Annotated in this window: 19 protein-coding genes, 1 tRNA gene and 1 pseudogene; 13 read left to right on the top strand and 8 right to left on the bottom strand. The window is 40.4% G+C overall.

From position 1 onward, the window contains the following. The first annotated feature begins 94 nt into the window (after positions 1-94). The 7 genes and pseudogenes from IPM34_00575 to IPM34_00545 all read left to right on the top strand — a co-directional run bounded on the left by IPM34_00575 (position 95) and on the right by IPM34_00545 (position 6,267). The gene (locus IPM34_00575) at positions 95-787 is read left to right on the top strand and encodes a hypothetical protein (protein MBK8954037.1); all 693 of its coding nucleotides are present in this window, start codon (positions 95-97) and stop codon (positions 785-787) included. After that, positions 788-1,603 (top strand): 2,3,4,5-tetrahydropyridine-2,6-dicarboxylate N-succinyltransferase, encoded by an 816-nt coding sequence (locus IPM34_00570; GenBank protein ID MBK8954036.1) that lies wholly within the window; start codon positions 788-790, stop codon positions 1,601-1,603. A gap of 106 nt (positions 1,604-1,709) precedes the next feature. Further along, positions 1,710-3,791: a hypothetical protein gene (locus IPM34_00565; protein MBK8954035.1), complete on the top strand. Its 2,082-nt coding sequence runs from the start codon at positions 1,710-1,712 to the stop codon at positions 3,789-3,791. Beyond that, complete coding sequence (locus IPM34_00560) at positions 3,716-5,053, top strand: hypothetical protein (GenBank protein ID MBK8954034.1); 1,338 nt, start codon at positions 3,716-3,718, stop codon at positions 5,051-5,053. The genes IPM34_00565 and IPM34_00560 overlap by 76 nt, the downstream gene beginning before the upstream one ends. Further along, on the top strand, positions 5,050-5,442 hold the full coding sequence (locus IPM34_00555) for an ATP-binding protein (protein ID MBK8954033.1): 393 nt from the start codon (positions 5,050-5,052) through the stop codon (positions 5,440-5,442). Before IPM34_00560 ends, IPM34_00555 begins: the two co-directional genes overlap by 4 nt. Positions 5,443-5,502: 60 nt before the next feature. Continuing rightward, positions 5,503-5,919 (top strand): annotated as a pseudogene (ybeY, locus tag IPM34_00550) (rRNA maturation RNase YbeY). Continuing rightward, positions 5,902-6,267 (top strand): MGMT family protein, encoded by a 366-nt coding sequence (locus IPM34_00545; protein ID MBK8954032.1) that lies wholly within the window; start codon positions 5,902-5,904, stop codon positions 6,265-6,267. The pseudogene ybeY and the gene IPM34_00545 overlap by 18 nt, the downstream one beginning before the upstream one ends. A gap of 261 nt (positions 6,268-6,528) precedes the next feature. Here IPM34_00545 and IPM34_00540 read toward each other — a convergent pair whose 3' ends face one another. Together IPM34_00540 and IPM34_00535 are read right to left on the bottom strand one after the other, a co-directional pair. Then, complete coding sequence (locus IPM34_00540) at positions 6,529-9,597, bottom strand: PD40 domain-containing protein (protein MBK8954031.1); 3,069 nt, start codon at positions 9,595-9,597, stop codon at positions 6,529-6,531. A 2-nt stretch (positions 9,598-9,599) separates the two neighbouring features. After that, the gene (locus IPM34_00535) at positions 9,600-12,017 is read right to left on the bottom strand and encodes a gliding motility-associated C-terminal domain-containing protein (protein MBK8954030.1); all 2,418 of its coding nucleotides are present in this window, start codon (positions 12,015-12,017) and stop codon (positions 9,600-9,602) included. Positions 12,018-12,127: 110 nt separating this feature from the next. On the opposite strand from IPM34_00535, the gene IPM34_00530 reads away from it, so the two are divergent. The 5 genes from IPM34_00530 to IPM34_00510 all read left to right on the top strand — a co-directional run bounded on the left by IPM34_00530 (position 12,128) and on the right by IPM34_00510 (position 16,842). Continuing rightward, positions 12,128-13,570, top strand: coding sequence for an oligosaccharide flippase family protein (locus IPM34_00530; GenBank protein ID MBK8954029.1), 1,443 nt, complete (start codon positions 12,128-12,130; stop codon positions 13,568-13,570). A 101-nt stretch (positions 13,571-13,671) separates the two neighbouring features. After that, positions 13,672-13,746 (top strand) — tRNA-Val (locus IPM34_00525). A gap of 41 nt (positions 13,747-13,787) precedes the next feature. Then, on the top strand, positions 13,788-14,099 hold the full coding sequence (locus tag IPM34_00520) for a GIY-YIG nuclease family protein (GenBank protein MBK8954028.1): 312 nt from the start codon (positions 13,788-13,790) through the stop codon (positions 14,097-14,099). Between the two features lie 963 nt (positions 14,100-15,062). Further along, positions 15,063-15,353: a transposase gene (locus IPM34_00515; protein ID MBK8954027.1), complete on the top strand. Its 291-nt coding sequence runs from the start codon at positions 15,063-15,065 to the stop codon at positions 15,351-15,353. A gap of 256 nt (positions 15,354-15,609) precedes the next feature. After that, positions 15,610-16,842, top strand: a complete 1,233-nt coding sequence (locus IPM34_00510; GenBank protein MBK8954026.1) for a cation:proton antiporter — start codon at positions 15,610-15,612, stop codon at positions 16,840-16,842. Between the two features lie 58 nt (positions 16,843-16,900). On the opposite strand, the gene IPM34_00505 is transcribed toward IPM34_00510, so the two are convergent. The 6 genes from IPM34_00505 to IPM34_00480 form a co-directional block, all read right to left on the bottom strand. Continuing rightward, positions 16,901-17,581, bottom strand: coding sequence for an anaerobic ribonucleoside-triphosphate reductase activating protein (locus IPM34_00505; protein ID MBK8954025.1), 681 nt, complete (start codon positions 17,579-17,581; stop codon positions 16,901-16,903). After that, complete coding sequence (locus IPM34_00500; GenBank protein MBK8954024.1) at positions 17,574-17,747, bottom strand: hypothetical protein; 174 nt, start codon at positions 17,745-17,747, stop codon at positions 17,574-17,576. Before IPM34_00500 ends, IPM34_00505 begins: the two co-directional genes overlap by 8 nt. Before the next feature lie 8 nt (positions 17,748-17,755). Next, positions 17,756-19,858 (bottom strand): ribonucleoside triphosphate reductase, encoded by a 2,103-nt coding sequence (locus IPM34_00495; protein ID MBK8954023.1) that lies wholly within the window; start codon positions 19,856-19,858, stop codon positions 17,756-17,758. Positions 19,859-20,028: 170 nt separating this feature from the next. After that, positions 20,029-20,460 carry an Rrf2 family transcriptional regulator gene (locus IPM34_00490; protein MBK8954022.1) on the bottom strand — a complete coding sequence of 144 codons (432 nt, stop codon included), beginning with the start codon at positions 20,458-20,460 and terminating at the stop codon, positions 20,029-20,031. A 205-nt stretch (positions 20,461-20,665) separates the two neighbouring features. Beyond that, positions 20,666-23,080, bottom strand: coding sequence for a cbb3-type cytochrome c oxidase subunit I (locus tag IPM34_00485; GenBank protein MBK8954021.1), 2,415 nt, complete (start codon positions 23,078-23,080; stop codon positions 20,666-20,668). Positions 23,081-23,303: 223 nt separating this feature from the next. Beyond that, positions 23,304-23,588 carry an antibiotic biosynthesis monooxygenase gene (locus tag IPM34_00480; GenBank protein ID MBK8954020.1) on the bottom strand — a complete coding sequence of 95 codons (285 nt, stop codon included), beginning with the start codon at positions 23,586-23,588 and terminating at the stop codon, positions 23,304-23,306. Positions 23,589-23,711: 123 nt separating this feature from the next. Here IPM34_00480 and IPM34_00475 point away from each other — a divergent pair, with 123 nt between their 5' ends. Next, positions 23,712-24,695 carry a PhoH family protein gene (locus IPM34_00475; protein ID MBK8954019.1) on the top strand — a complete coding sequence of 328 codons (984 nt, stop codon included), beginning with the start codon at positions 23,712-23,714 and terminating at the stop codon, positions 24,693-24,695. Positions 24,696-24,867: the final 172 nt, after the last annotated feature.

Here is a 24,867-nt window from a genome sequence, read left to right as displayed (position 1 = left end):
GGCTATCAAATTCTGATATGATGCTTGTCAGGTAGCATTAAGTTTGACCCACCCATCTTTATATCTCCGTTACCCATGATCCAATTTCCTATCTTTGTACTACGTATCTGGTATGACAAATTCATTACGAACACTCGCCATAGTTAGCTCTTACATATTCCACCCCATTTTTCTATTGTTTTATGCCTTGTTTCTCCTCCTTTGTCTGAAACCGCATTTGTTTGGAGTGGTCGTCTGGTCGGAACAAAAAATATTGTTGTTGCTCATATTCATTTATACTCTTTTTATCCCTGCTATTGCCATCGGATTGATGAAGTGGACCGGACTTTTAAAAAGTTTTCAGATGCAGGATCGGTTTGACCGGTTTATCCCTTTGATCATCTGTGCAGTTTTTAATCTTTGGATGTGGATCAATCTCAAATCGCAGGACCAGATACCCAAATTGATGACGGCTTTTGTATTGAGTGCGGTAATTTGCATTTTTATAGCATTCATCGTCAACACCAAGTTAAAAATGAGTTTGCATGCAGCGGCATGGGCTTGTTTTTGTACACTTTGGGTCTTTGTCCGTAAAGATTTTTCGCAGGATTTGGTTTTTCTGTTCAGGTTTGAAAAAGAGGCAGTATCTTCTTTTCACCTGCATGCCTTGTTAGGGATCTCCTTCATGCTTGCTGGCTTCATTGGATCGTGCCGGCTTTATCTCAAGGCTCATACCCGCGACGAATTGTTTATTGGTTATATCGTTGGCGTGATTTCCACTATACTTGCATTCTCTTATACTTTTTAAATGGAAGCATTAAAACAAATCATCGAAAACGCCTGGTCTGATCGGAGCTTACTCAATGACACCTCCGTTAAAAACAGCATTCACGAAACTATTGCCCTGCTTAACGACGGAAAAATTCGCGTGGCGGAGCCCGGTGGATCGGATTGGGTAGTCAACGACTGGATCAAAAAGGCCATACTCATGTATTTTCCCATTTGTGAGAATAAAGTGATAAAAGCGGGGGATCTCGAGTTTTTTGATAAAATTCCAACTAAAACCAACTATGCAGCCCTGGGCATCCGGGCAGTTCCTCATGCCATTGCCCGTTATGGCTCATTCATTGAGCCCGGAGCCATACTTATGCCCAGCTACGTCAATATTGGTGCCTGGGTCGGATCCGGCAGTATGGTCGATACCTGGGCCACGGTGGGGTCCTGCGCCCAGATCGGAAGAAATGTACACCTGGCGGGTGGCGTCGGAATCGGGGGAGTTCTCGAACCACCTCAGGCGAAACCCAACATCATTGAAGACAACGCTTTTATAGGTTCGAGGTGCATTATCGTGGAGGGGGCTCATATCGGACATGAAGCTGTTCTGGGTGCCAATGTCGTAATTACCGGCTCCACGCACATCATCGATGTAACTAAAGAGCAAGCCATTAAGTATCAGGGATTTGTGCCTCCGAGGTCGGTCGTGATCCCAGGATCATACACCAAAACCTATCCGGCTGGAAACTACCAGGTTCCCTGTGCTTTGATCATTGGACAACGCAAAGAGTCGACCGATAAAAAGGTGTCGTTGAACGATGCCCTCCGGGAATACCAGGTTTCTGCTTAAACACAATTCCCCGGACAAGTGTTAATTAACCTAAGTTTATGCCTTTCAGGGGCACTGTGGAAATTATTTTCGGCTATTTTGCGTTTTTATTAGTTGAACAGTTTGTATGGCACTTAGAGAGAATTATTACGATCAGCTTATTTTTAAAATCGATCAGTTCACCCGGAAGTATTACATGAATCAGGTGATTCGTGGAAGTCTTTATTTCGTAGGTTTACTAACCCTGGTCTTTCTTGCTTACAATTTTTTGGAAAGCCAGTTTTATTTCAGTAAAAACATTCGGGCTGTTCTTTCTTTTTCATATTTAGCTTTGTTTGTTTCGGGACTCGGATATTGGATCTTAACACCACTCTTCCATTACTTCAAACTCGGAAAATTAATCTCACACGAAGAAGCTGCAAAAATTATCGGGACACACTTTACCGATGTCAAAGACAAATTGCTCAATGTGCTTCAACTCAAATCGCAATCGATCAACTATTCTGATAGAAGTCTGATCGATGCAAGCATCGCACAAAAATCTCACGAATTACAACCGGTACCTTTTGTTCAGGCCATTGATTTTCAAAAGAACCGGAAGTACATGCATTATGCCATCGGTCCTGTTTTCCTATTGGCATCGCTGTTGGTCTTTGCACCCGGATTCATTCAAAAACCGACCCAAAGACTGATCCAGCTCGATAAAGATTTTGAAAAAGAAGCCGCTTTTAAATTTGTATTGGACGTTTCAGAATTGGAAGTCGAACAAAATGGCGAGTTTACTTTGCGTCTGCATACCGAGGGCCGATCGATTCCGGCAGAAGCGTTTATTGAATTGGATCATTTTCAATACCGATTACAAAAGGAAGGTCCGGAAGAATTTATTTATACTTTTAGTAATGTTCAAAAGGATCAGTCCTTCAGGATTTTTTCGGGAAATGTGCAATCCCAGGAATATACCCTTAAAGTCCTGATGAAACCACTTGTAGATAATTTTAAGGTGAAGCTTGTCTATCCTTCTTATACCGGACGAAAAGCCGAAACACTTGAAAACATAGGTGATCTTATGATACCCACGGGCACGAATGTTAGTTGGGACATCCACACGAGCCACACGGACCAACTGTCTTTCAAAACTCAAAGCGACCCGTCTGCGTTTATATTGGAAGCGAAAAATGAAAATCAATTTGTCTATTCAAGAAAGTTTACAAAAAACGAATCCTACATTTTCTATCTGAGCAATCGCGAATTAAAAAAACCGGATTCTGTTGTATATCAGATTCATGTCATTGAAGACCAATATCCTCAGATCCAATTGGAATCTTTTGCAGATAGCAGCAATTGGAAAGTGTCATACTTTGCCGGGAATGCCAGCGATGATTATGGAATTAAAAACCTGACATTCAATTACACGATCTTACAAAAGGATGGAAAAGAAAGAGTAGTTAAGTCCACTCCGATGAATACACAAGCGGTTTCGAAAATCCAGGATTTCCGTTATGTTTTTGATGCATCAAATTTCAACCTCGAACCCGGAGAATCGATCAGTTATTATTTTGAAGTGTGGGACAACGATGCCGTAAATGGAAGTAAATCGGCCCGCAGTCAGGTGCAAAGTTATAAGGAAGCCTCAGAAGAAGAACTTGCGCAATTGGAAGAAGGAAATAATCAGGACATCAAAGACAATCTCCAGGATGCTTTGAAAGAAATCAGAAAGTTGCAGGAACGCATCGATGAATTTAAAAATAAAATGCGTCAAAAGAAAGATCTGGAGTGGCAACAGAAGAAAGAATTGGAAAAATTAATGCAGGACCAGCAAAATCTGCAGAATAAATTCGATGAAGCCAAAAAGAAATTCGATGAGAATTTAAAGAAGCAATTGCTCGATGATGAGAAACTGGAAGAGAAGCAGGAACAACTTCAGAAATTATTCAATGAAACGGCTAATAACGAGATGAAAGATCTTATGAAACAAATTCAGGATCTTATGAGCGAGTTGAATAAAGATCAGACTTTGAAAATGACTGAACAGTTCCAGAACAAGAATATGGATATGTCCAAAGAGATGGAGCGTCTGCTCGAATTGTTCAAGCAGTTGGAATTGGAAAAAATATCAAGGACCAGATCAATGAATTGCGTCAGCTTTCCGATAAACAAGATGCCCTTTCAGAAAAAACTGAAAAAGAACAGGAGAGCGATGAAGCCCTGAAAGAAAAACAGGAAGATATCAACAAAAAATTTGACGAACTGGCAAAAAAACAGGAGGAGCTTCAAAAGAAAAATGAGCAGTTGAAATCTCAGCGGAAAATGGATGACCGGAAAGGTCAAAGTGATGAGATTAAAAAAGATTTGAAGGATGCGAAAAAAGAAATGAGCAACAAGGAGGGAGGAAAATCCGGAAAGAGTAAAGCTGCAAAAAAACAAAAGGATGCTTCGCAAAAGATGGATCAAATGGCTGATCAGATGGAACAAGAGATGGAAGAGTCAGATAAAGAGCAGGCCGAAGAAGATGCCCGGATGTTGCGCCAATTACTGGAGAATCTGGTTGCATTGTCATTTGAACAAGAGAACCTGGTCAAGGAATTTGGGCAGATCAATACCCAGACGCCCAAATATCTGAACCTCGTACAAGATCAATTCAGAATTAAGGAGAATTTTAAAATTGTAGAAGATACGCTCGATGTGCTAAGTAAGAGAATTGTGGAAATCCAATCGTTTGTCATGGACAAAGTCAATGAGATCAACCACAATTTTACTTCGGGTATTAACTTGCTGGAGGACAGGAGAAGTGCAGAAGCCGGAAATAATCAACGAAGGGTGATGACCAATATGAATGATTTGGCGTTGATGTTGTCGGAGACCCTGAATAAAAAACAACAAGAGTGTAAAGGAGGATCCTGTAAAAAACCGGGCAATAAATCATGCAACAATCCGGGGCAAAGTTCGGGTCGCAAGCCTGCAGATAAAATTACCGAAGGAATGAAGAAAATGGGCAAGGGCATGCAGGAGCAGCTAGACAAAATGAAACAAGGTAAGCAAGGTACGTCTCAGGAGTTTGCGGAAATGGCTGCCCAACAAGCCAAACTCAGAAAAATGCTGCAGGAGCTGGATAAAGAAAACAGCGAACGCGGAAATGGTTCCAAAGAAGCGAAGGAGGCTATTGAAGAAATGAACAAACTCGAAAAGCAACTGGTGAATAAGCAGTTGACCAACGAAATGATGAAAAGGCACCAGGAAATCACGACGAGATTGCTGGAATCAGACCGTGCGGAGCGCGAAAGAGAGTGGGACGAACAGCGAAAATCAGAAACTGGTATGAATATTGAACGTAAGTTTCCGCCCGGCCTGGAAGAATACATCAAACAGAGGCAGGGAGAAACGGAATGGTTCAAACAAATATCACCGGAGTTAAGGCCGTTTTACAAGCGGCTGGTCGAGCAATATTATCAAAGTCTGAAAAAGCAGGGATGATTCGCATTGCATCTGTACCGGCCAATATTTGCCAGGTTGAGGAATACTTGCATCAGGTGTTTAATGAATACCGCCTCGATAAAAGTCTTTATCCGAATATTCTCGTTTCGATCACGGAAGCCGTAAATAATGCCATCCTCCATGGAAATAAATCCGACTGCAATAAATATGTCAGTTTGAAGACGACGCGCTTAAAAAAATACATCAGTTTCAAAATTTCAGATGAGGGACAGGGTTTCGACCCCGCCTCCGTGCCTGATCCAACCTTGCCTGAAAATATTCATCGGTGCGGGGGCAGAGGTGTTTTTCTGATGCAACGGTTGTCGGATCGGGTGATCTTTTCGGATGACGGGCGGACCGTAGAAATCAAATTTGTCATTGAAGATTAACAATTGTACAGGTTCTCAGAATCTTGACTTTAGCATATATCCATCCTAACGAATGTTAGTATGAAAACCGGAGGAGAACATACGCTGATTAGATTTGATTTTCAATGTAAGGCTTTTGATATCCCGGAAGTCTTGTGGCAAAATTGTATCCTAAAACTGATCAGTAAATATGGGCAGCAACCAGGCTTGATCAGCATTGTTTTTTGCGATGACGAATATTTGCTGGATCTCAACAAGAAATTTCTCAACCACGATTATTATACGGATATCATCACCTTCCCGCTTGATGGAGCATCGGTGAGCGGGGAACTTTACATCAGCATCGACCGGGTTCGTGATAATGCAAGGTTGTTGAAACAGGATCCCGAAACAGAAAAGCAACGGGTGATCCTGCATGGAATCCTTCATCTGCTGGGTTTTAAAGATAAAACAAAGAAGGAGCAAACTCAAATGCGACGAATGGAAGATGAGGCTTTGGAAGCATGTACGAATTCCAACAAAAAGAAAGATCATTATTATGACTGGGTTTATGATGTAGTCAGATGTATCCCAAAAGGACGGGTAAGTACCTATGGTGCCATTGCTGATTTCCTGACGCTTGGTTCTGCAAGAATGGTGGGTTGGGCTTTGAATCAATTAAAAGGTACTGTAAAAGATGTGCCGGCACACCGGGTCGTAAATTTCAAAGGTGAGTTGACGGGCCGTCTTATGTTTGGCGAAGCCGGAGAACGCATGGGAAAACTACTGCGCAAAGAAGGAGTCAACATAGTCGATCATAAAGTAACGCCTATGGAAAAATATTTTTGGCACCCGGGAGATAGTTGAGAGATGCTGGATATTAGGTGTTAGGTGATAGGTGTTAGTTGATAGAAGTTAGGTGTTAGGTGATAGATGTTAGTTGATAGAAGTTAGGTGTTAGGTGATAGATGTTAGTTGTTAGGTAATGAAGCTAACAAACGTACGTTAGTTAATCAGGTCGCATCAATAGAATCGAACTAAGTATTAGGCTTTTCGCTTTAAGCTTTTCACTGAATTACACACCCTCAAGCCTATCAGCCTCCCAACCTACAAGCCCCCAATCCTCCCTTACCATCCAGGAATAAAATTAAATCCAAACAAAGCTTTGGAATCCTTTCGCAAAGGCCAGGCCCAATAGGGCTCTAAAACCAGAGCACCAAATAAATTAATGCGAAGTCCAGCACCAGCGCTAAAAACGGGAAGTGGTTTTAAAAATTCAATGTCGCTCGAAAAATCTTCATAAGCATCCCAGGCTATCCCCCCGTCAATAAAAATATTCAGGTCGATGGGAAGAAATGGAACGCTCAGCAAGGCAAATCTGCTTGGGCCGAATAAAGGCAGTCGCAATTCGAAAGACCCGATTGCTATTTTCGATCCGCTTATTTGTTCGTAGGAAATGTCATAACGTTCCCTCAAGCGGTCTAAATGATTGAAATCGTAACCATGTATAAGCCCATATTGTCCGATGAGCAAAGGATAAAATCTGTTGGCATCCTGACCATATCGGGCATAATGCATAAATCTGAAGGCAAAGCTGAAAGGTTTAGACCAAAAATATTTTCTGGCATCCAGGGTTGTTGCAAAGAATTCGTATTGGCCAAAATAGTTTTCAATACCGATCCGGTAGCGATGTCCAAGCATAGGAGCTGTGAGGCCGAAGTATGAATTGTCGCCGACCCAGGCAGCGTTGACATTCGAGAGCCAACCTTTTTCAATGGTATAAGGCCCCAATTGAACTGCATCGCCGACGCTTAATTTCTCTTTCTGCCCTCCCAGGTAAAAAAACTTATTGATGTCGTCGTAAAAATCAATGATGCGTTCCAATCTGAAAAAACGATAAGAAGTGCCTATACCGGCTTCCAATCTTTGAATGACGGAGATTGGATAGTGAATAAACACTCCGAATTGTTCTTCAAAAATTCGCAACAGTTGTGTCGTGTCGGTATATGCAGAAAAGATGTTTCCATTTTCATCTACAAAATTTTGTCTGACAAATCCGGGTGTGTAATCGAAGTACTGACTTGGCAGATGCTGCACATTGACCCCCCAGGGAAATTTCCACGAGCGATTTAAATAACTCGCTGCTGCCGCGATATCATAAATTTCTCCATTAAGTGCAAGTCCGGTATACAATTGATGGTGGCCAAGCATGTCGTTGAACAAAAGGTCTATACCTCCGGTTAATCCTACTCCGCTGGAAATGTAATTCCCTCCGTATCCTGCTCCTCCAGAGGCCCCTACATATGACAATCCGAAGTGACCACGATAAGGTTTTATAACATATTGATCGAAAATACTATCGCTGGAAGGTGGTGTTGATAAAAGAGTCTGGACATTCTGATCCACTCTTGTGTTTTGAAACGGAATCCAGGCCGGGCTTTGATCTGTTGTAAAACTATCAAGCTGAAGTGCATTTATTTTACCCAAATCTATCTGATAAATTTCGTAGGAGTTGTTGCGAAATTGGCTGAAGACCAGCTTGTCTCTCTTACCAGAAACCGAAATTGAGGGGGCATAAGGCGTGATGCCGGTTATACCTGAAGATGTAAAACTGAATTGCGATAGTTTACCGGAATCGGCTTGGTAGCTGTAAACATTTTGTCTGCCGGTTCGATCGCTGACAAAAAGTATATTTCCATGTGCATCCTGTTGTGGGTTAAAATGGTTTGCATTTTCGAACAAAGGAATATCTCTTATTTTTTTATCGGCAACATTTATTTGAGCCAGGTCAAATGTCCAATATCCAAAAACCGGATTCGTTCTGAAACTTCTGGCATCTGTTGAATAAAGTATTTCTTTTCCATCCAATGTCCACTCGGGATGAATTTCCGAGAACACATCATTGGTGAGTTGATTAACTTTTTTTGATTTGATATCGATTGTAAATAAATCTGTCTGTCCTTTAATAATTCCGGTTACTACAAACTGTTTTCCATCCGGAGACCAGTTTGGTTGCGAAAAGTAATCGAGATTTTTAAATTGCAGCTCTTGTAAGGTTTTTCCCGATTCGACATCTTTGATGATCAGAACACTTTTTCCAAACTTGTATCCTGTAAATGCGAATTTCTTTGAATCCGGAGACCAGGTTCCGGCAGATTCCAGGCCATTCAATTGATCAATATGTCCTTCTCTGGCCTGACTAAAAAGTTTTTTAATAATTTTTCCCGAACCTGTTTCTGATAAGTAAAGATCTGTGGTGAACAAATCTTTTTCGGATAGAAAACAAACGTATTTTCCATTGGGGCTGATGGATGGGGATAAATTCAGTCTGCCACCATTTTCTTCAGATATAATGCGTTTGCCGGTTTTTTGATTTTGAAAGGAATCGTTTTGGGTTTTGTAATATTGAATAAAGGTTTTTTTCCACAGGTTACTCAGTGTATCCAATTCTATTCCTAGACTTTCCTTACAAGCTAAAGCAAGTCCATAGTGCCCTACCGACATGAAAAACTGTTTGATCTTTGAATCGCCAAAAAACCCAGAAAAAAATGACCAGAAAGCATGGCCATACCGGTATGGAAAATATTCAGGCCGATCGAGTTTATCCAGTGGAGGAAAATGACCACGATTCACCGCATCGTGCATCCACATGGCAGTTTGCATGTCAAACCGACCTTTAGTCAGGTATTCAGCCAATCCTTCAATTATCCAGAGGGGATAGTTTTGCAGCGACTCCATAGAGGTCGAATCTCCATGTAGGATCATTTGATACTGAAAAGCATGGACAAGTTCATGACCAATGACATGAAATGTCTGATTGTTGGTCTGGGCTACAGGAAGTACAATTCTATTTTTTAAACCTTCCGTTACTCCACCTGTTCCAACATCCATTTGACCGGAAATAGCAAAGTTTTGTTGAAAATCACCATGATGGTTGAAGAGCAAAACAGGATTTTTTTGCTCAAATTGTTCATCTAATATTTTTGAATGTCGCTCATACCAGATTTCAAACCAATTGGCATATTTGGCAATATGCGAACTATCGAGATCGTAATAATAAATTTTAAAATGATCGGTTTCGAAAATTTTGAAATCAAAATCCCGGTATTTTGGCTTGTTCCGTCCAAAATATTGAGCGTCAGAGTCTGGAATTAAAACCGACCAAAAGAATCCGAAAAATAAAATGATCCTTAACATATTTATCTGATAAGCGTTACCGAGCCTTTTTTTGATTTTTTCCGGATGTCTGTATCTGTATAACGGATTTCGTAATTGCATTGATACATGTAGGTGTCAATGGGTAAAGATTTTCCATCTTGAGTTCCTTCCCAGCCTGAATCGGGACTTAGACTTTCAAATATTTCCTGCCCCCATCTGTTGAAAATCTTCAAACTGTATTGACCTATTAGTCCGGGGCATAAGACAAAAGGTCGGAAATCATTATTGATGGCATCTCCATTGGCAGGGGTAAACGCATTAGGGAAAGCAAGGCAATTGCATTCGTCAACCAGGATCATATTAATGCTTTCTATTTTACAATCGTCGAGTGTATCGACGGGAAAATTTTTATAAACCCCGCTCTGTGTAAAAATCTTTTCCTTGTAAATGAATTGATCGCAAAACTTCACGGTATCTAATTCAGTAGGCGCAATACTGGTTACATCGTAAACTTTATCCAGCTTCAATCGAATGATCAGACTGTCGCATCCAATTTGATCTTGTATAGCTATGCGGTAATCACCCGAACGATCGTAAGTATTTCCTAAATAATTAAACGATGGTCCGCAGAACGTCAGACTTTCAGATAATTCTGTTGGTTGCTTTACAGACATGTTTAATATAAAAATGGAATCACATGTTCCGGCGCCGCCCGGGTATTTCAAAGTAAAAATTCCGGATTGCTTATAGGTCAATCCACGAAACACAAGAGAATCGCCTGCACATATAAACCGGGCAATGCTATCTACAGGTGCGTTTTTTATAAGCAGCTCCTTGGTGGTTGTTTTTACGATGCAACTGAATTGAAGGATCCGTGAGATTTGGTACACTCCGGGTTTGGTAAAAGTATAATCGAGGGTTCCATCTACCCTGATCGTATCCTGATTAATCAACCAATAACCGCTACCGGGACCGGACGACTGATCCTCAAAAGTAATCAGCCCAGGGCAAGCCTCTGTCGGAGCATTAAAATCAGGTGCAAGGAATGGAATTTCCTCACAAAGAACCTGTTCATGGCCTAATGAATCGCTGTAATTGAGGTAATCAAGCGAACGAAATCCGGATCTCATCTGATACGTGTAATCTGCAACCTGCCAGGTAGGACTGTACAAACTCACTTCCGGAGTGACGTCGATATCAAAACAACCCGACTGAAATAAATTATCGGTTTTAATGATGAGCCCCTGACTGTGGTTTCGGTCGGTGTAAGCCCGGGAGAATCCTCCAATGAGTACAGAACCGTTAAAGCTTTTACGGACGCAGGTATATTGGGATCCATGTTGGTTGTAGAGATATATTTTACGGATGCTTCCGTTTTTATTTATGATATACAATGCATTCTTATTGGGCGCATTTGGAAAATTGACATTATGCGTAGAGAAAGCCAGTGTACTGACACCGATAGCATAACCGCCATCGTCAAGCAAAGCCAATCCCTCCCCTATGGTGCTGTTGTCATTGCCGCGATTCACCTCATAAACATTGGCAAATACTGTGTTTAAGGTGCTGTCGACTTTAATGAGATAGGCATCGCTCTCCGAACTGGCATGATTGTCTTCGAGCAAAGTGGTGAAACCGGTAATCAGGTAATGATCTTCTTTATCGACAAGCAAATCAAATGCATTGGTTCTTTGATTGTGGTAACCCCAGGTTTTGAACCGCAGTGGACTCCCATTTTCATCCGCCTGTAAAATGAAAGCCTGAAATGTTGTGTCGGCAATACAGCGGCCGGTCACGATGATTCGGTTACGGGAATCCAGTTTTACAGCAAATGCTTCGTCGTATGTTCCTGAAGGATTTCCGTAAGTTTTTGACCACATTAAATTTCCGGAGGCATCCAATTTAAATAAGTAGATATCGTCAGCCTGCGCATCTGTACCATGGGTTCCGGTACTGCCTGCGACCACAATTCCACCATCGGGTGTCAGGACGATATCGCGACCAAATTCTGTGCTGTTTCCAATGCGTTTCATCCAACGGGTCTGTCCGTCTTTTGAAATTCTTCCAACCAGAATGGAAGCTCTGAAAAAACCGGTACCTAAATTGAAACTGAAAACGATATCTCCATCGGGCGTTTCAACGATTCCGGCATTAGTATTTGTAGGCGATCCGGAAAATCCGAGGCGTTTTCCCCAAATCACTTTTCCAGTGCAATCGTAGCGCACCAGGTGGCCTTCGGAACCATTGAGGGTATCGTTGATAAATCCCAGGGTTGCAAAACCATCATCAGACAGGCTTTCCAGGTCATAAAAGCTGGCCTGGTTGTTTTTTATACCTGCAACGAAAGCATTTGGACTGTAGGTTTTTTGAAATCGGATATGTTGGGATGTGACATCGCCATATGCCATTAAAATTACAAAGAGCATCGAAAAGCAATTGAAAATAGAAGTGCGTTTCATGAATTTAGAATATAGCTTCAAAAGTATAAAATTATCTAAAGTTTAAAACAAGAGCTTACAGACTTGCCCATTCGAATGAATCCGCTTGCTTTTGTATCTTTCGGACTCACATGAAGCGCGAATTTGTAATCAATGCAGCTTTATTGCTGGTTAGTAATTTATTGATCAAAGTTTACTTTTTATTGGGGGTTGACCGACCTTTTCAACTTGTATTAGGGGCAGAACAGTATGGTCTGTATTATAGTTTATTTAATTTGACTTTGCTTTTCCAATTCATTAATGATTTTGGGCTTCAAAATTTTACCAACCGGTACATCAGCCAAAACAGAGATGACAGCCAGCAACGGTTTCAGGATTTCACAGCACTGAAAGTAATCTTATCTCTGATTTATTTAGGGTTTATCCTTCTTGTTTGTATCCTGGGGAACTATAACAAACCCTTGTGGCCCCTGATATTACATTTAGCAGCCAATCAGGTGGTAGTGAGTGCCATTTTTTTCAACCGATCTGCGATTTCTGGAATGGGATTTTACCGACAGGATAGTTTTTTTTCGGTATTGGACCGTTTTCTGTTGGTGCTTATGGGGACCGCTGTATTGTGGGTACCCGCGTTTCAAAAACTTTTAACAGTTGATGGTTTTGTATGGATGCAGAGCCTATCGCTCCTGATCACCTGGATTTTGAGTTTATTTTTTTTAAAGAAAAAAGGCCTGAATCTTCAATGGAATTGGGCAGGGGTATCAAGATACAAACGATTGTTAGTTTCGACTTTACCCTTTGTGGGTATTTATTTATTCAGCACCCTTTACAATAAAATGGATACCGTGTTGTTGCATCGATTACATCCGGAGGGAGCACATCAGGCAGGAGTTTACGCCGCCTCCATGCGATTATTTGAAGCGGCAAGCATGATATCGCTGGCAGTGGGCGGCTTGTTGCTGGCCATGTTTTCAAGACTGTACAAACAGCAGGAAAAGCTCAGCAGTTTATTTCAACTTTCTATCAAATGGCTATTTGTAGGGACGATGTTAGTCAGTTGTATCGGATATTTTTATGCAGAAATATGGATTAAAATATTGTATCATACCGATGAGTTGATTTGGATACAGGCATTTCAATTGGTGATGATAGCATTTTTACCGGCCAGTCTGAATTTTATAATGGGAGCGTTTTACCAGGCCATTCACCGGGAAGTCAATCTTATGGTGTACTATGCCCTGGCATCATTGATCTCCATTATTGGCAATATTTATTTCATTCCTGAATTTGGAGTACTTGCATCTGCATTAATTGCAATGACGGTACATGGCATGTTATTTATCATACAGGCCATCATGGTGTGGAGAGATAAACTGGTCATCATAAGTAAAGATTTTGTCATATTTTCAATTTTGTTTTTTCTTTTGTCTGTCTTCTTTTCGACAGGAATATATTTCCTTGAAGTGGATTGGAAATTCAAGGTTATACTGACAGCAGCTTCTATTACTGGAGTTGCCTTTTTGTTTCGGATGATTTCTCTGGTAGAAATGCGGGAACAAAACCCGAATGCATAGAATATTTCTATTGGAATCCAAAGAATTACATATATGAATTATTAAATTCTAAACGCTTATTGTAGAATTTCTGCGCTTAAATTATATTTGCGTCCCTTTTAGGGAGATTAGCTCAGCTGGTTCAGAGCATCTGCCTTACAAGCAGAGGGTCACTGGTTCGAACCCAGTATCTCCCACAAAAAACTGAAGGCCATCACAGTTAGTGATGGCTTTTTTTATGCATTACGTTTACATCATTTATAGCAAGGCGATAGACCGTTATTACATTGGAGAGACGGAAGATTTTGAGCAGCGATTGCGATGGCATAATGAACACCAATTCATTGGATCTTTTACAACAAGAGCCACAGACTGGGAAAGGTATCTGGTATTTGAAATGAAAGATATTCAGGAGTCAAGAAAATTTGAGGCACACTTGAAGTCCCAAAAATCGAGGAAATACATTGAGTCGTTAAAAAGTAATCGAAAAAAGATAACGAAGCTGGTGGAAAAATATGGCTTGGGTCACTGTCCCGATATTTTGGAATGAGAAGCTTGTCTGGTAAAAAGTGTTGCCAAAATATCGGGACGAACCCAGTATCTCCCACAAAAAACTGAAGGCCATCACAGATAGTGATGGCTTTTTTTATGCATTACAAATTCGTGATGGACTGTATTGCTATAAATCGAAAATCAATTGATAAAGTTGCAGAAATTGAATAGCGATCGAATGTACTTGTAAATGACTAAATTAAAACGGTGAAGGAGCCCGAAATAAAGGCAAACTATGGTGTCGCTCCTACGGAGCTCAAAGAGGAAAGGGATGATTGTTGATTCTATTGACATGTCGCTCCTACGGAGCTTATAACTGGGAAGGATAAATGTTGATTTTATTTGGAAAACGTTCAAACCGAGCTTAAAAATGAGGAGGATGATTGCTGATTATATAGCATAACCAACCAAAAAGGTGTTGCAAAAAAATACAGACCAGATAAAGGGAAAACAGCCCCATCGGGGCGTCAGGTAAATAGCAAGAGTCAAAAAAAGTTTACCAGCTCCGTAGGAGCGAAACCAAGGCAAGCCGGGAGTCAATTAAACAAAAGAGGCAATCTTGGCAACGCAGCAATACGGAATTAAACCTCAAAAAAATTAAATTAAGTCTTTATCTCCAACCAAAAAGGTGTTGCAAAAAAATACAGACCAGATAAAGGGAAAACAGCCCCATCGGGGCGTCAGGTAAATAGCAAGAGTCAAAAAAAGTTTACCAGCTCCGTAGGAGCGAAACCAAGGCAAGCCGGGAGTCAATTAAAAAAAAAGAGGCAATCTTGGCAACGCACCAATACGGAATTAAACCTCAAAAAAATTTAAATAAGTCTTTATAACCAACCAAAAAGGTGTTGCAAAAAAAAACGGAACAGATAAATGGAGAAACAGCCCCATCGGGGCGTCAGGTCAATAGCAAGAGTCAAAAAAAAATTTACCAGCTCCGTAGGAGCGAAACCAAGGGAGAAAAATGGCTATTACCTATACACAATTTTACGTTCATGTAGTATTTGCCGGAAAAGGCAGAGCCAATATCATTTCTACAACATTGAAGAAAAAATTATATCAATACATCAAAGGCATCGTTAAAAATAAAAATCAAAAAATAATGATGATTAACGGAAGGCCAGACCATGTGCACATCCTTGTTGGATTAAAACCAACTCAAAGCACACAGTATCAACTACTCATGGACAGATATTGTAAGAATTGGAAATATCCAAAAGATCATCACAACTTCCGGTCAAAACACAGAAGGTAAAATAATCAGCCTTAGGAAATGCAGCGAACCGGAACCAAAACTCAAACACCTTAAGGACTTGCTGAAAATTAGCCACAAACTCTTCCGAAGATGAAAATCTGCAGTACACAAAACGACACTCAAATTTTATTAAAGAATTGATAACCAATACTTTATAACTGATTTGCTTCAACCTGAATGTAGATTATTATCCCTTACTTTTACGCCTAATATATTTTATTCAAATTATGCGTTAAATTGGTCGGGAATATAGAATATGGAAACCTCACTCATTATTATTGTCATTGGGCTGTTTATTTTTTTTGGTCACTACCTGGGTGGTTTGTTTGTCAGAAAAGGGGTGCCGGATGTTTTGGGCCTGATGCTCATCGGATTGATTATCGGACCAATAACAAAATTAGTAAGCCCAGACATTTTTGGACAATTCGGTTCGCTGTTCAGCAATCTGGTTTTGATATTTATATTGTTTGAAAGCGGGACCGATTTGAGGATTTCATCTCTTAAAGCATCATTTAAGGATTCTGCAGCGATTACCACTTTTGGGTTCGTAAGCACGGCAGTCGTCATATTCCTTTTTTGTTTTTTTGTACTCGACATTTTCTGGCTTAGTAGTTTGTTTATTGGGAGTACTCTCGGAGGAACCTCTGCTGCAGTTGTGGTTGGTTTGGTAAAACAAATTTCTATTACATCAAAAACAGCCACAACACTGATCGTGGAATCCGCGGAATCGGATGTGTTTACACTTGCTATTCCGATTAGTATTCTGGGATTTATGATGACCGGAGAAATTAATACCAAAATGCTGTTTTCCCAGTTTATTAGTTCATTGGTAATGGCAGTCCTGATAGCCGTACTGAGTGCATTTACCTGGTCTTACATCATCAATAAGATTCAATCTCTGAAAGCCACCAAATTTTCTACTCCGGCATTTCTTTTTATTGTCTACGGACTATCCGAATACCTTGGTTTTAGCGGACCATTGACGGCACTCACTTTTGGGATTGCCATTGGAAATCTTGAGTATTTCGAACCCAAACTCCTGAGTAAAATAATTCCGAATCAAAGTATTGTACTTCCTAATGAAGAAAAAGATTTCTTTTCTCAAATTGTTTTTTTGTTAAGAACATTTTTCTTTATTTTTATTGGTATTAATATCCGTATTGACCGTTTGGATTGGTTGCTTTGGGGTGCCGTTATCACCATCTGCCTGTTTTTTGTCAGATTATTCGTCGTTAAAGGATTATTCACTTCACAAACGCCAACTGTAGATAGAGCCATCATCAGCATGATGATACCAAAGGGATTGGGAGCAGCAGTTATTGCAACATTGCCTTTCCAGAATCAGCATCCCGATGGGGTTGTTATCCAGGCAATTTGTTTTTCTGTTATCTTATTCAGTACGCTGATATGCGTAATTTTATTTTATTTATTGAGGACAGGCATCAGTTTGCCTTTTTACAACAGCTTTTATAATAAGACCAGTGCATAGAGCCACCCTGATTTTTTAATGTCGAATATTCCAATCACTTCAAAAATAAATTATAACATTAAAATTTTCTCACTTCAATTTGTAATCCTGCATTTTGTATAAATTCTGCTGGAATTGATTTATAATCGTTCTTAAGTGAACCTAAAGTTGGAATGTCGTTAAAGAAGGATTGTAAAAAGTAGGTACCTGAATAGGATTTGTTTTTTAAATACCTGGCCATTCTGATTAAATAGTCTTGGTCCAGAAATTCTGAATGCACTGTAGTTCTGACTTCAAAGGGTATCTTTGAGGAGACCAGGAGCTCCAGTGTTTTTTCAAAATCCTTAAAGTGATCCGACCTCGTAATTTTAAAAAACCTGTCTTGAAGAGCCTTAAAATCAAGAGCGACATAGTCTATCAGATTTTCCCGTATTAGTTTTGATAATAGGCGTGGATGAGATCCATTGGTGTCTATTTTAACCAGAAAATGCATATCTTTTATTTTATGAATAAATTCTTCAAGACGGATATGCATGGTGCATTCACCACCACTTAGAACCACGGCATCCAATAAATTTTTTCGCGATTTTAAAAATTCAAGAGCTTCCTCATACGATAAACGACCTTTTCCTTTGACGATCTCAGTGTTGTAGCAATACAGGCAGCGCATATTACAGCCTGCAAACCAAATGATGCAGGCCAGTTTATCGGGATAATCCAGTTGCGTAAACGGAGTGATATGATAAATGGGATTAGACATGTTCTTTTTCAATAAATTGTTTTCTTTCCCGGTGCTCACCTTTTTTTCCAATGTTGAAGCTTTCTACTGGACGGTGATAACCCATCACTCTGGTAAATATCAGACATTTGGTTCTCTTTTCCTGATGTTGCTGAAGAAGTTGAACATGTTGTTGTTTGGTTTCCATAATTCAAATTAGTTTGGATCGGTTAATAAAGATTTTAAAAGCTGCTCATCACAGGTTGGACAATACTCGTGTTCGCCGTTGAGGTAGCCATGGATATTGCATACGCTGAATACGGGAGTGACAGTGATATAGGGCAGCCGGAAATTTGAAATCACTTTTTGAACGAGTTTTCTGCAGGCTTCAGGCGAACTGATTTTTTCTCTCATATATAAATGAAGGACTGTACCACCGGTGTACTTGCATTGCAGTTCATCCTGAAGTTCCAATGCTTCAAAAGGATCGTCGGTATAATTCACCGGCAATTGTGAACTGTTGGTATAATATATGTGATCATCATATCCTGCCTGAAGGATGTCGGGAAATCTCTTCTTGTCTTCTTTTGCAAAACGGTAAGTGGTTCCCTCTGCCGGGGTAGCTTCTAAGTTATACAGATTGCCTGTTTCTTCCTGGATTAGGGACATTTTTTTCTGGATAAATTCAAGTACATGTAATGCCAGTTCGCGGCCTTCGGGATGTACAATGTTGCATCGGTCATCTGTAAAATTCCTGATCATTTCATTCATTCCATTGATCCCGATTGTTGAAAAATGATTTCTGAAATGTGGCAAATAACGTTTCGTGTAAGGAAAGAGTCCGCGATCATAAAGAAGTTGAATAAAATTTCTCTTTTTTTCCAGGCTTGACTTTGCAAGTTCGATCAACCCATCGAGCTTTTGATACAAAGCTTCCCGGTCGTTTTTATACAAGTATCCTAAACGAGCCAGATTGATGGTGACTACGCCGATGCTCCCGGTCATTTCCGCACTTCCGAACAAGCCATTCCCTCTCTTCAATAATTCACGGAGATCCAATTGAAGTCTGCAACACATGCTTCTGAGCGCATTGGGTTTGTATGCATATGGATTTTCTATTTTATGGCCTTCCCCGTCGAGCAGATATTGGCTGCCTATAAAATTTTGAAAGTAAGATGAACCAATTTTTGCAGTATTTTCAAACAGTATATCCGTGTTTTCTCCATACCAGTCAAACTCTTCTGTGATGTTGACTGTAGGAATTGGAAAGGTAAATGGTTGTCCGTTGGAATCCCCTTCAGTCATGACTGTGTAATACGCTTTGTTGATCATATTCATTTCCTTCTGGAAATGTTTGTAACAAAGATCGGTCAGTTTTAAAATTCCCCGCTCCTGAGCACAGGCTAACAACTGTTCGTTATTCATGCCTTCGAATAAGTGCTTGTCGAGGCGACTGGGGAATTGATCTTTAAGATCGTTGGGAACGACCCAATCCAGAGTGATGTTGGTAAACGGAGACTGACCCCACCGGGCGGGTACATTGAGGTTGTAAACAAAACTGCGGATGGCTTTCAGAATTTCCTCAAAGCTGAGCTGATCTTTAAATACATAGGGTGCCAGATAGGTGTCAAACGAACTAAATGCCTGGGCACCGGCCCATTCGCTTTGGAGAATCCCCATAAAATTGGCCATCTGGCCAAGCGCTTCGCGCAAATGCGATGGAGGACGACTACCCACACGGCCCCTGACTCCATTGAATCCATCGTTGAGCAGGATCCGAAGACTCCAGCCGGCACAATAACCGGTAAGACAATCGAGATCGTGTATGTGGTAATCTCCATTGCGATGGGCATAGGCTTCTTCTTTGGAATAAACTTTATCGAGCCAGTAATTGGCAATGACCTTTCCTGCTACATTGTTGATCAGTCCAGCACTGGAATAAGATGTATTGGCATTGGCGTTGATTCTCCAGTCCTTTTGGAAAACATATTCTTCGATGGTTTGTGTGGAATCGATGTAAGTTGTGTCGTCATTCAGGCCATGAACATGCTCCCGTTGCAATTTTCGCGTATGCCTGTGCAGCATAAAAGCACGCATGGTTTCAAAATGCCCCCTGGAGAAAAGTTGCTTTTCAATGAGGTCCTGAATTTCTTCAACAGCCCAGATCGTTTTTTGGACCAACATGGAAAAAACGTAATCGATTAATTCCTGATCAACATCCTGTTGCTGACTTTCGAAAGCCTTGCAGATGGCATCTGAAATTTTATAAGGGAGCAGGGGATGATAAACCCCGTTTCGTTTGATGACAAATTGATTCATATCAAAGTAATTGATTGAAAGTATCCGGCTTCCCTCATAAAATCTGAAGAGACCGCAGAGCAAATATATAAAAAAGATTAAAAACTCTTAAATATATATGAAATATTTTTTTAATATAATTATTTGAAAAAAAAAATTCTACAATTCGGACTCTGTGAAAAAATCAGGGATTAAATCCTCATTTTCTTCATCTTGATTGCGGCTGCAAGGTCCGATAATGAAGTCTCTTCAAATTCTTTCTGAAGAGCGCCTTTTACATCTTTCCAGAATTTATGAACAGGGCAGGGTTCGTTCGAACCACAACCGGGCAGGCCTAACAAACATTTTTCGAAAAAATCTTCGCCTTCCAGAATATGGATGATATCAATAAGATAGATTTCTTCCATGGGTTTTTTAAGCAAGATACCTCCATGGGGCCCGCGGTGGGAAACTAATAAATCGTTTTGTGTCAATATCTGAAAAGTTTTTGTAAGAAAATGAAAGGAAATATTTAATTCTTCCGAAATCTCTCCAATATTGATGTATTTTTCTTTTTCATTTTTCGAGGCCACGTAGATCAAGGCTCTCAGACAATAAATTGTGGCTTTTGAAAGTGTACGCATGAAAGCAAGTAATTAGGCAGAAACAATCCCAAATATAATTACAATTTCAATTGTGTATATAATTCCTTGATAAAGGAAAACAATCTGACCTGCAATCGTTGATAGCAAATAAAAAGGTGTCTTTCATTAAACCTGCTTGTTACAACAGTTGAACAAAAGACACCGGATGAACATGATCTAGGGTTCTCTAGTGATCCAAACGTACTTAATTTACCAATTCAACTTCTTCTTCTACAGGTATACCTTTTTCGATTTCCAATGCTATGGTGGCGTCCATTTCCTGAATATGCGTGGTTTTGGCTTTTAATGAATTCCACCTCGACACAATAAACCAGGTCAAAGGAATGACACCGCCGAAAAAGAAAACAGTTGCACCAATACCTCTTAACCAGGTAAGAGAGTTAAAAATTCCTGTATCAATGAATTCATGTGAACGTCCATACCAAAGGCCTTGTTCCACAACGGCTTTAAATTGAATAGAGCCGGCAGGAAATAGATCGAGTATGACCATCAGCATCAATCCTGCGTTGATGGACCAAAAAGAAAAATTGACTACTTTTTCATTCCACGCAATATTTTTTATCGTAAGCCTCGAAGCAAAGAGCAGAGCAGCCAGAGAAATATTTCCATATACTCCCATCAATGCCGCATGTGCGTGATTTACGGTCAGATAAGTACCGTGTTCAAAATAATTCATAATGGGTAAATTGATGATTATGCCCATTACGCCTGCACCAAAGAAATTCCAGAAATTGACAGCAATCAAAAATTTGAAAACTTCCGGAAAACCAAAATTCTGCAACTGATCGTGTGCAACGTCTCCAACGGCAATCCTTGGCATGTTTTTAAATCTCCAGGCCTCGACAGTTAAAAGGATCAGTGGTACAAATTGCAATGTTGAAAATACGCTACCTAATGCCATGGTTGCGACAGGTTTTGCATTCCAGTAAAAATTGTGAGAAATGCCTAATAAACCGGTACCGAGAAACAAAATGGTTGCAAAATAAACGACCCGGATCGCAGCATTCCGGCTTACCAATCCCATGAGAACCATGAGGTAACTGACGATGACAGTAATAAATACTTCGAAAAAAGCTTCCACCCACATATGGATCACCATCCAACGCCAGAAATCGGCAATCACAAAATTAGTTTCAGGCTTGGCTACAAACCCAGATAAGAATAGCAATGGAATTCCGATGACGGAATACATGATCCACTTGGGCAAACTCCAGGTTTCCCCTTTTACAAAAGCCGGTTTCAGTCCCCGGTACACAACGACAATCCAGAGCGCAAAAATACCCATCAATAAAACCTGATACATTTTACCGAAATCGACGAACTCCCATCCCTGATGTCCGAGCCAATACCACCATTCGCCCATCAAACCAAGCGGGCCTAAAGTCATGCCGACTAACGAACCGCCGACGAGAATAAAGAGTAAAACAAATAAAGTGTTGACAAGCTTTAATTGTCCCGGAACTTCCTTTTTAGCCAGAATGGGAAGAATAAAAATAGAAGAAGCGATCCAGCAAGTAGAAATCCAATAAAGAGAAAGCATGATGTGCCAGGTTCTCGGAATATTTACGGGGACTGAATCCGTAATATGAATCCCAAAATAGGACAGCCAGTTGATGAAATCATTGATGGTGACCAAACCGCCAACCACCTGCAGGAAAAACAGTAAAATGGCAACGGCAAAAAACTTGTACGTAGCTTTTTGTGTCGGGGTTGGTTTGAAAGCGGCTACGCGTGCTACGGTAAAAAGATCTCTTTTTGGGGGTTTGAAAAATTTATTAGGCAACTGATTGTATTGTCCAATGAAATAAAGGACAATTCCACACATGAGCACAAAAGCCAACATACCCAATACACTCCAGAGAATGACCGGGGATGTTGGCGTATTGCCTGCCAAGGGATCAAAAGGCCAGTTATGCGTATAACTAAAATCAGTACCGGGTCTTTGCGTAACGCATACCCAGGCGCCCCAGAAGAAAAATGCAGACAGGTCTGCAATTTTATTTTTATCGGTGAGAAAATCAGTTGGTGGAAATCCTTGTCCGTCATTTTTATCGACATAAAAATCAGTGTAATATTGAATCAGATTCTGGTATGCATAAACCTGAGCGGCAGACAAACTTACCAATCGATCTTTATCGTCGAATTGATTTTGTTTCAGCTCATTTTTAACTTGTTCGTTGATTTGTTTCCGTTCAAATTCATTGGGAACATTTCCCGACTTATTTCTGTAATCTGCTACGTAAAAGTCATTCATATAAACAGTTATGTAGCGAAGAGCTTCAGCGGTAAAGTCCGGGCCTCTTTGCGCGCCATCCCCAAAAAAACTTCCGTATTCCATCAACGCCTTCTGATGGAAAACTTCCTGACCACGCTCAATCGTTTTTTGGTCAATAAGTATCTTTCCCTGTTGATCTTTGAATCCCGACATGGGTGGAGCATCGACGTAGGTTTGAAATCCAATCATTCCAACACCCAGAAGGCTGATGATAAATATAAATATGAGCGGACCCCGCCAGTTTTTGGTGTCCATGATATAATTCATGCTTCTGGATCGGACTGATTCTTTGTGGTGTCCATTTTGGCCATTTGTTTCCATCATCAGGATTTTAGGTAAAGAAGTATAAAACTTACATAATTAAGATAAAATACTCTTAAATAATTTAAGACAAATATACCTTTAATACAATCGACATTTCCAAATTTTTTAAATGAAATTTTTAATTAATAAATAAGTATGCAGTATAAATAAAAGAGAATCAATACGATAAGAAAAAATAAAATTTATGAACCCACGCTCACAATCGCCGGATTGCTTTTTATCATTAGATTTCCTCCAGAGTCCAGGCCTCTGCCTTCGATTCAAACAAGGCTTTGGTTTTCGCCCAGGTTGCAGAAAATAATTCTGAACCGCGATAATTTTCGAGATCTGACTCCGAGTCCCAATAGCTGATCGTAAATATGGTCTGGGGCTCATTTAAAGCCCGGACAGCCTTCACCGAGATGCAACCTTTACAGGATTGTATGGCCGTTTTCACTTCATTAAACAATTCCACAAAAGTTTCAATTTCCGATTCGCGGAACTTCATTTTTACAACGCGTGTTATCATATACCTTTAAAGATTTGTAAAATTAATGTAGCCTTTATTTTAATATTTTAAATTTTTGTGAGAAATCCAATAAAAAACTCATATTTGTAAACAATTATTAATCAACAGATAAAATATAATTAATTGTCACAGAGCGAAATTATCCTGACCGTAGAAAACCTCGATCCCGTTGCACTCTTTGGAGAAAACAACAGCAAATTAAATCTCATCCGGAAATCCTACCCCGATACCGTAATCACATCGAGGGGTTCCCTGATCAAAATTACAGGCAAGAAAAAGGATACCCAGGCCGTCAAAGAGAAAGTTGAAACTATGGTGAAACTCCTTCGGGATAAAAAGGAATTGAGTTTTCAGGCCGTAGAAGATTTGCTGCATGGAGATCATCCCTATCAGCATCAGGTGGGGCCAAATGAGCATAAAATGGTTTTAGTTCATGGTCGGGAAGGCCGGGTGATTTATGCCAAGACTCAAAACCAGCAGATCATGGTGGAGTCCAGTGCGGGAAACGATGTGGTTTTTGCGATTGGCCCGGCAGGTACCGGAAAAACTTATACCGCTGTTGCTATTGCAGTCAGGGCACTAAAAAACCGGGAAGTCAAAAAAATTATCCTAACCAGGCCTGCGGTAGAAGCCGGGGAGAGCCTTGGATTCTTGCCGGGGGATCTCAAAGAAAAAATTGACCCGTATTTGAGACCACTTTACGATGCGCTTGACGACATGATTCCCGCTGAACGTCTGCAGCAATTTATGGAAACCCGTGTCATAGAGATCGCTCCGCTTGCTTTTATGCGGGGTCGGACTCTGGACCAGGCATTTATCATCCTGGACGAAGCCCAAAACTGCACCCCATTGCAGATCAAAATGTTTTTAACCCGACTGGGACCCTCTGCAAAATGCATCATTACCGGTGACCTTTCGCAAATCGACCTTCCTTACAAACAAGTTTCCGGATTGCGCCACGCCACAAAACTATTGCAGAATATTTACGGAATCACTACAGTTTACCTCAATCGGGATGATGTGGTGCGGCACCGTCTTGTCAAAGAAATATTAAAAGCATATGACAAGAGAGACGCCAACAGGCCGGCGGATGAGGAGGAAGAATAGTTTGTAGTTTTCAGTTTGCTGTCTTCAGTCCCGACATCATAAAGCTGAGAAGTCTACTTAATTAATCCATACGCGGGGAGCAGTTTTCATTGTATACGTATAACTAACAAACGTGCGTTCGTATCGAAAGGCATACTGGAATCATCAGGAATAAATTCTTGGAGGGTTTGAT

Source organism: Saprospiraceae bacterium (assembly GCA_016716185.1).
GTDB lineage: Bacteria > Bacteroidota > Bacteroidia > Chitinophagales > Saprospiraceae > Vicinibacter.
The sequence above is the reverse complement of the archived record's forward strand: the minus strand, read 5'-3'. Positions and strand labels throughout refer to the sequence as shown.

What these genes read in the sequence shown, in the direction of transcription:
- IPM34_00570 (MBK8954036.1), top strand. Translation starts at nt 788, where the DNA reads ATGGAAGCATTAAAACAAATCATCGAAAACGCCTGGTCTGATCGGAGC.
- IPM34_00565 (MBK8954035.1), top strand. Translation starts at nt 1,710, where the DNA reads ATGGCACTTAGAGAGAATTATTACGATCAGCTTATTTTTAAAATCGAT.
- IPM34_00555 (MBK8954033.1), top strand. Translation starts at nt 5,050, where the DNA reads ATGATTCGCATTGCATCTGTACCGGCCAATATTTGCCAGGTTGAGGAA.
- IPM34_00545 (MBK8954032.1), top strand. Translation starts at nt 5,902, where the DNA reads ATGGAAGATGAGGCTTTGGAAGCATGTACGAATTCCAACAAAAAGAAA.
- IPM34_00540 (MBK8954031.1), bottom strand. Translation starts at nt 9,597, where the DNA reads ATGTTAAGGATCATTTTATTTTTCGGATTCTTTTGGTCGGTTTTAATT.
- IPM34_00535 (MBK8954030.1), bottom strand. Translation starts at nt 12,017, where the DNA reads ATGAAACGCACTTCTATTTTCAATTGCTTTTCGATGCTCTTTGTAATT.
- IPM34_00530 (MBK8954029.1), top strand. Translation starts at nt 12,128, where the DNA reads ATGAAGCGCGAATTTGTAATCAATGCAGCTTTATTGCTGGTTAGTAAT.
- IPM34_00520 (MBK8954028.1), top strand. Translation starts at nt 13,788, where the DNA reads ATGCATTACGTTTACATCATTTATAGCAAGGCGATAGACCGTTATTAC.
- IPM34_00515 (MBK8954027.1), top strand. Translation starts at nt 15,063, where the DNA reads ATGGCTATTACCTATACACAATTTTACGTTCATGTAGTATTTGCCGGA.
- IPM34_00510 (MBK8954026.1), top strand. Translation starts at nt 15,610, where the DNA reads ATGGAAACCTCACTCATTATTATTGTCATTGGGCTGTTTATTTTTTTT.
- IPM34_00505 (MBK8954025.1), bottom strand. Translation starts at nt 17,581, where the DNA reads ATGTCTAATCCCATTTATCATATCACTCCGTTTACGCAACTGGATTAT.
- IPM34_00500 (MBK8954024.1), bottom strand. Translation starts at nt 17,747, where the DNA reads ATGGAAACCAAACAACAACATGTTCAACTTCTTCAGCAACATCAGGAA.
- IPM34_00495 (MBK8954023.1), bottom strand. Translation starts at nt 19,858, where the DNA reads ATGAATCAATTTGTCATCAAACGAAACGGGGTTTATCATCCCCTGCTC.
- IPM34_00490 (MBK8954022.1), bottom strand. Translation starts at nt 20,460, where the DNA reads ATGCGTACACTTTCAAAAGCCACAATTTATTGTCTGAGAGCCTTGATC.
- IPM34_00485 (MBK8954021.1), bottom strand. Translation starts at nt 23,080, where the DNA reads ATGATGGAAACAAATGGCCAAAATGGACACCACAAAGAATCAGTCCGA.
- IPM34_00480 (MBK8954020.1), bottom strand. Translation starts at nt 23,588, where the DNA reads ATGATAACACGCGTTGTAAAAATGAAGTTCCGCGAATCGGAAATTGAA.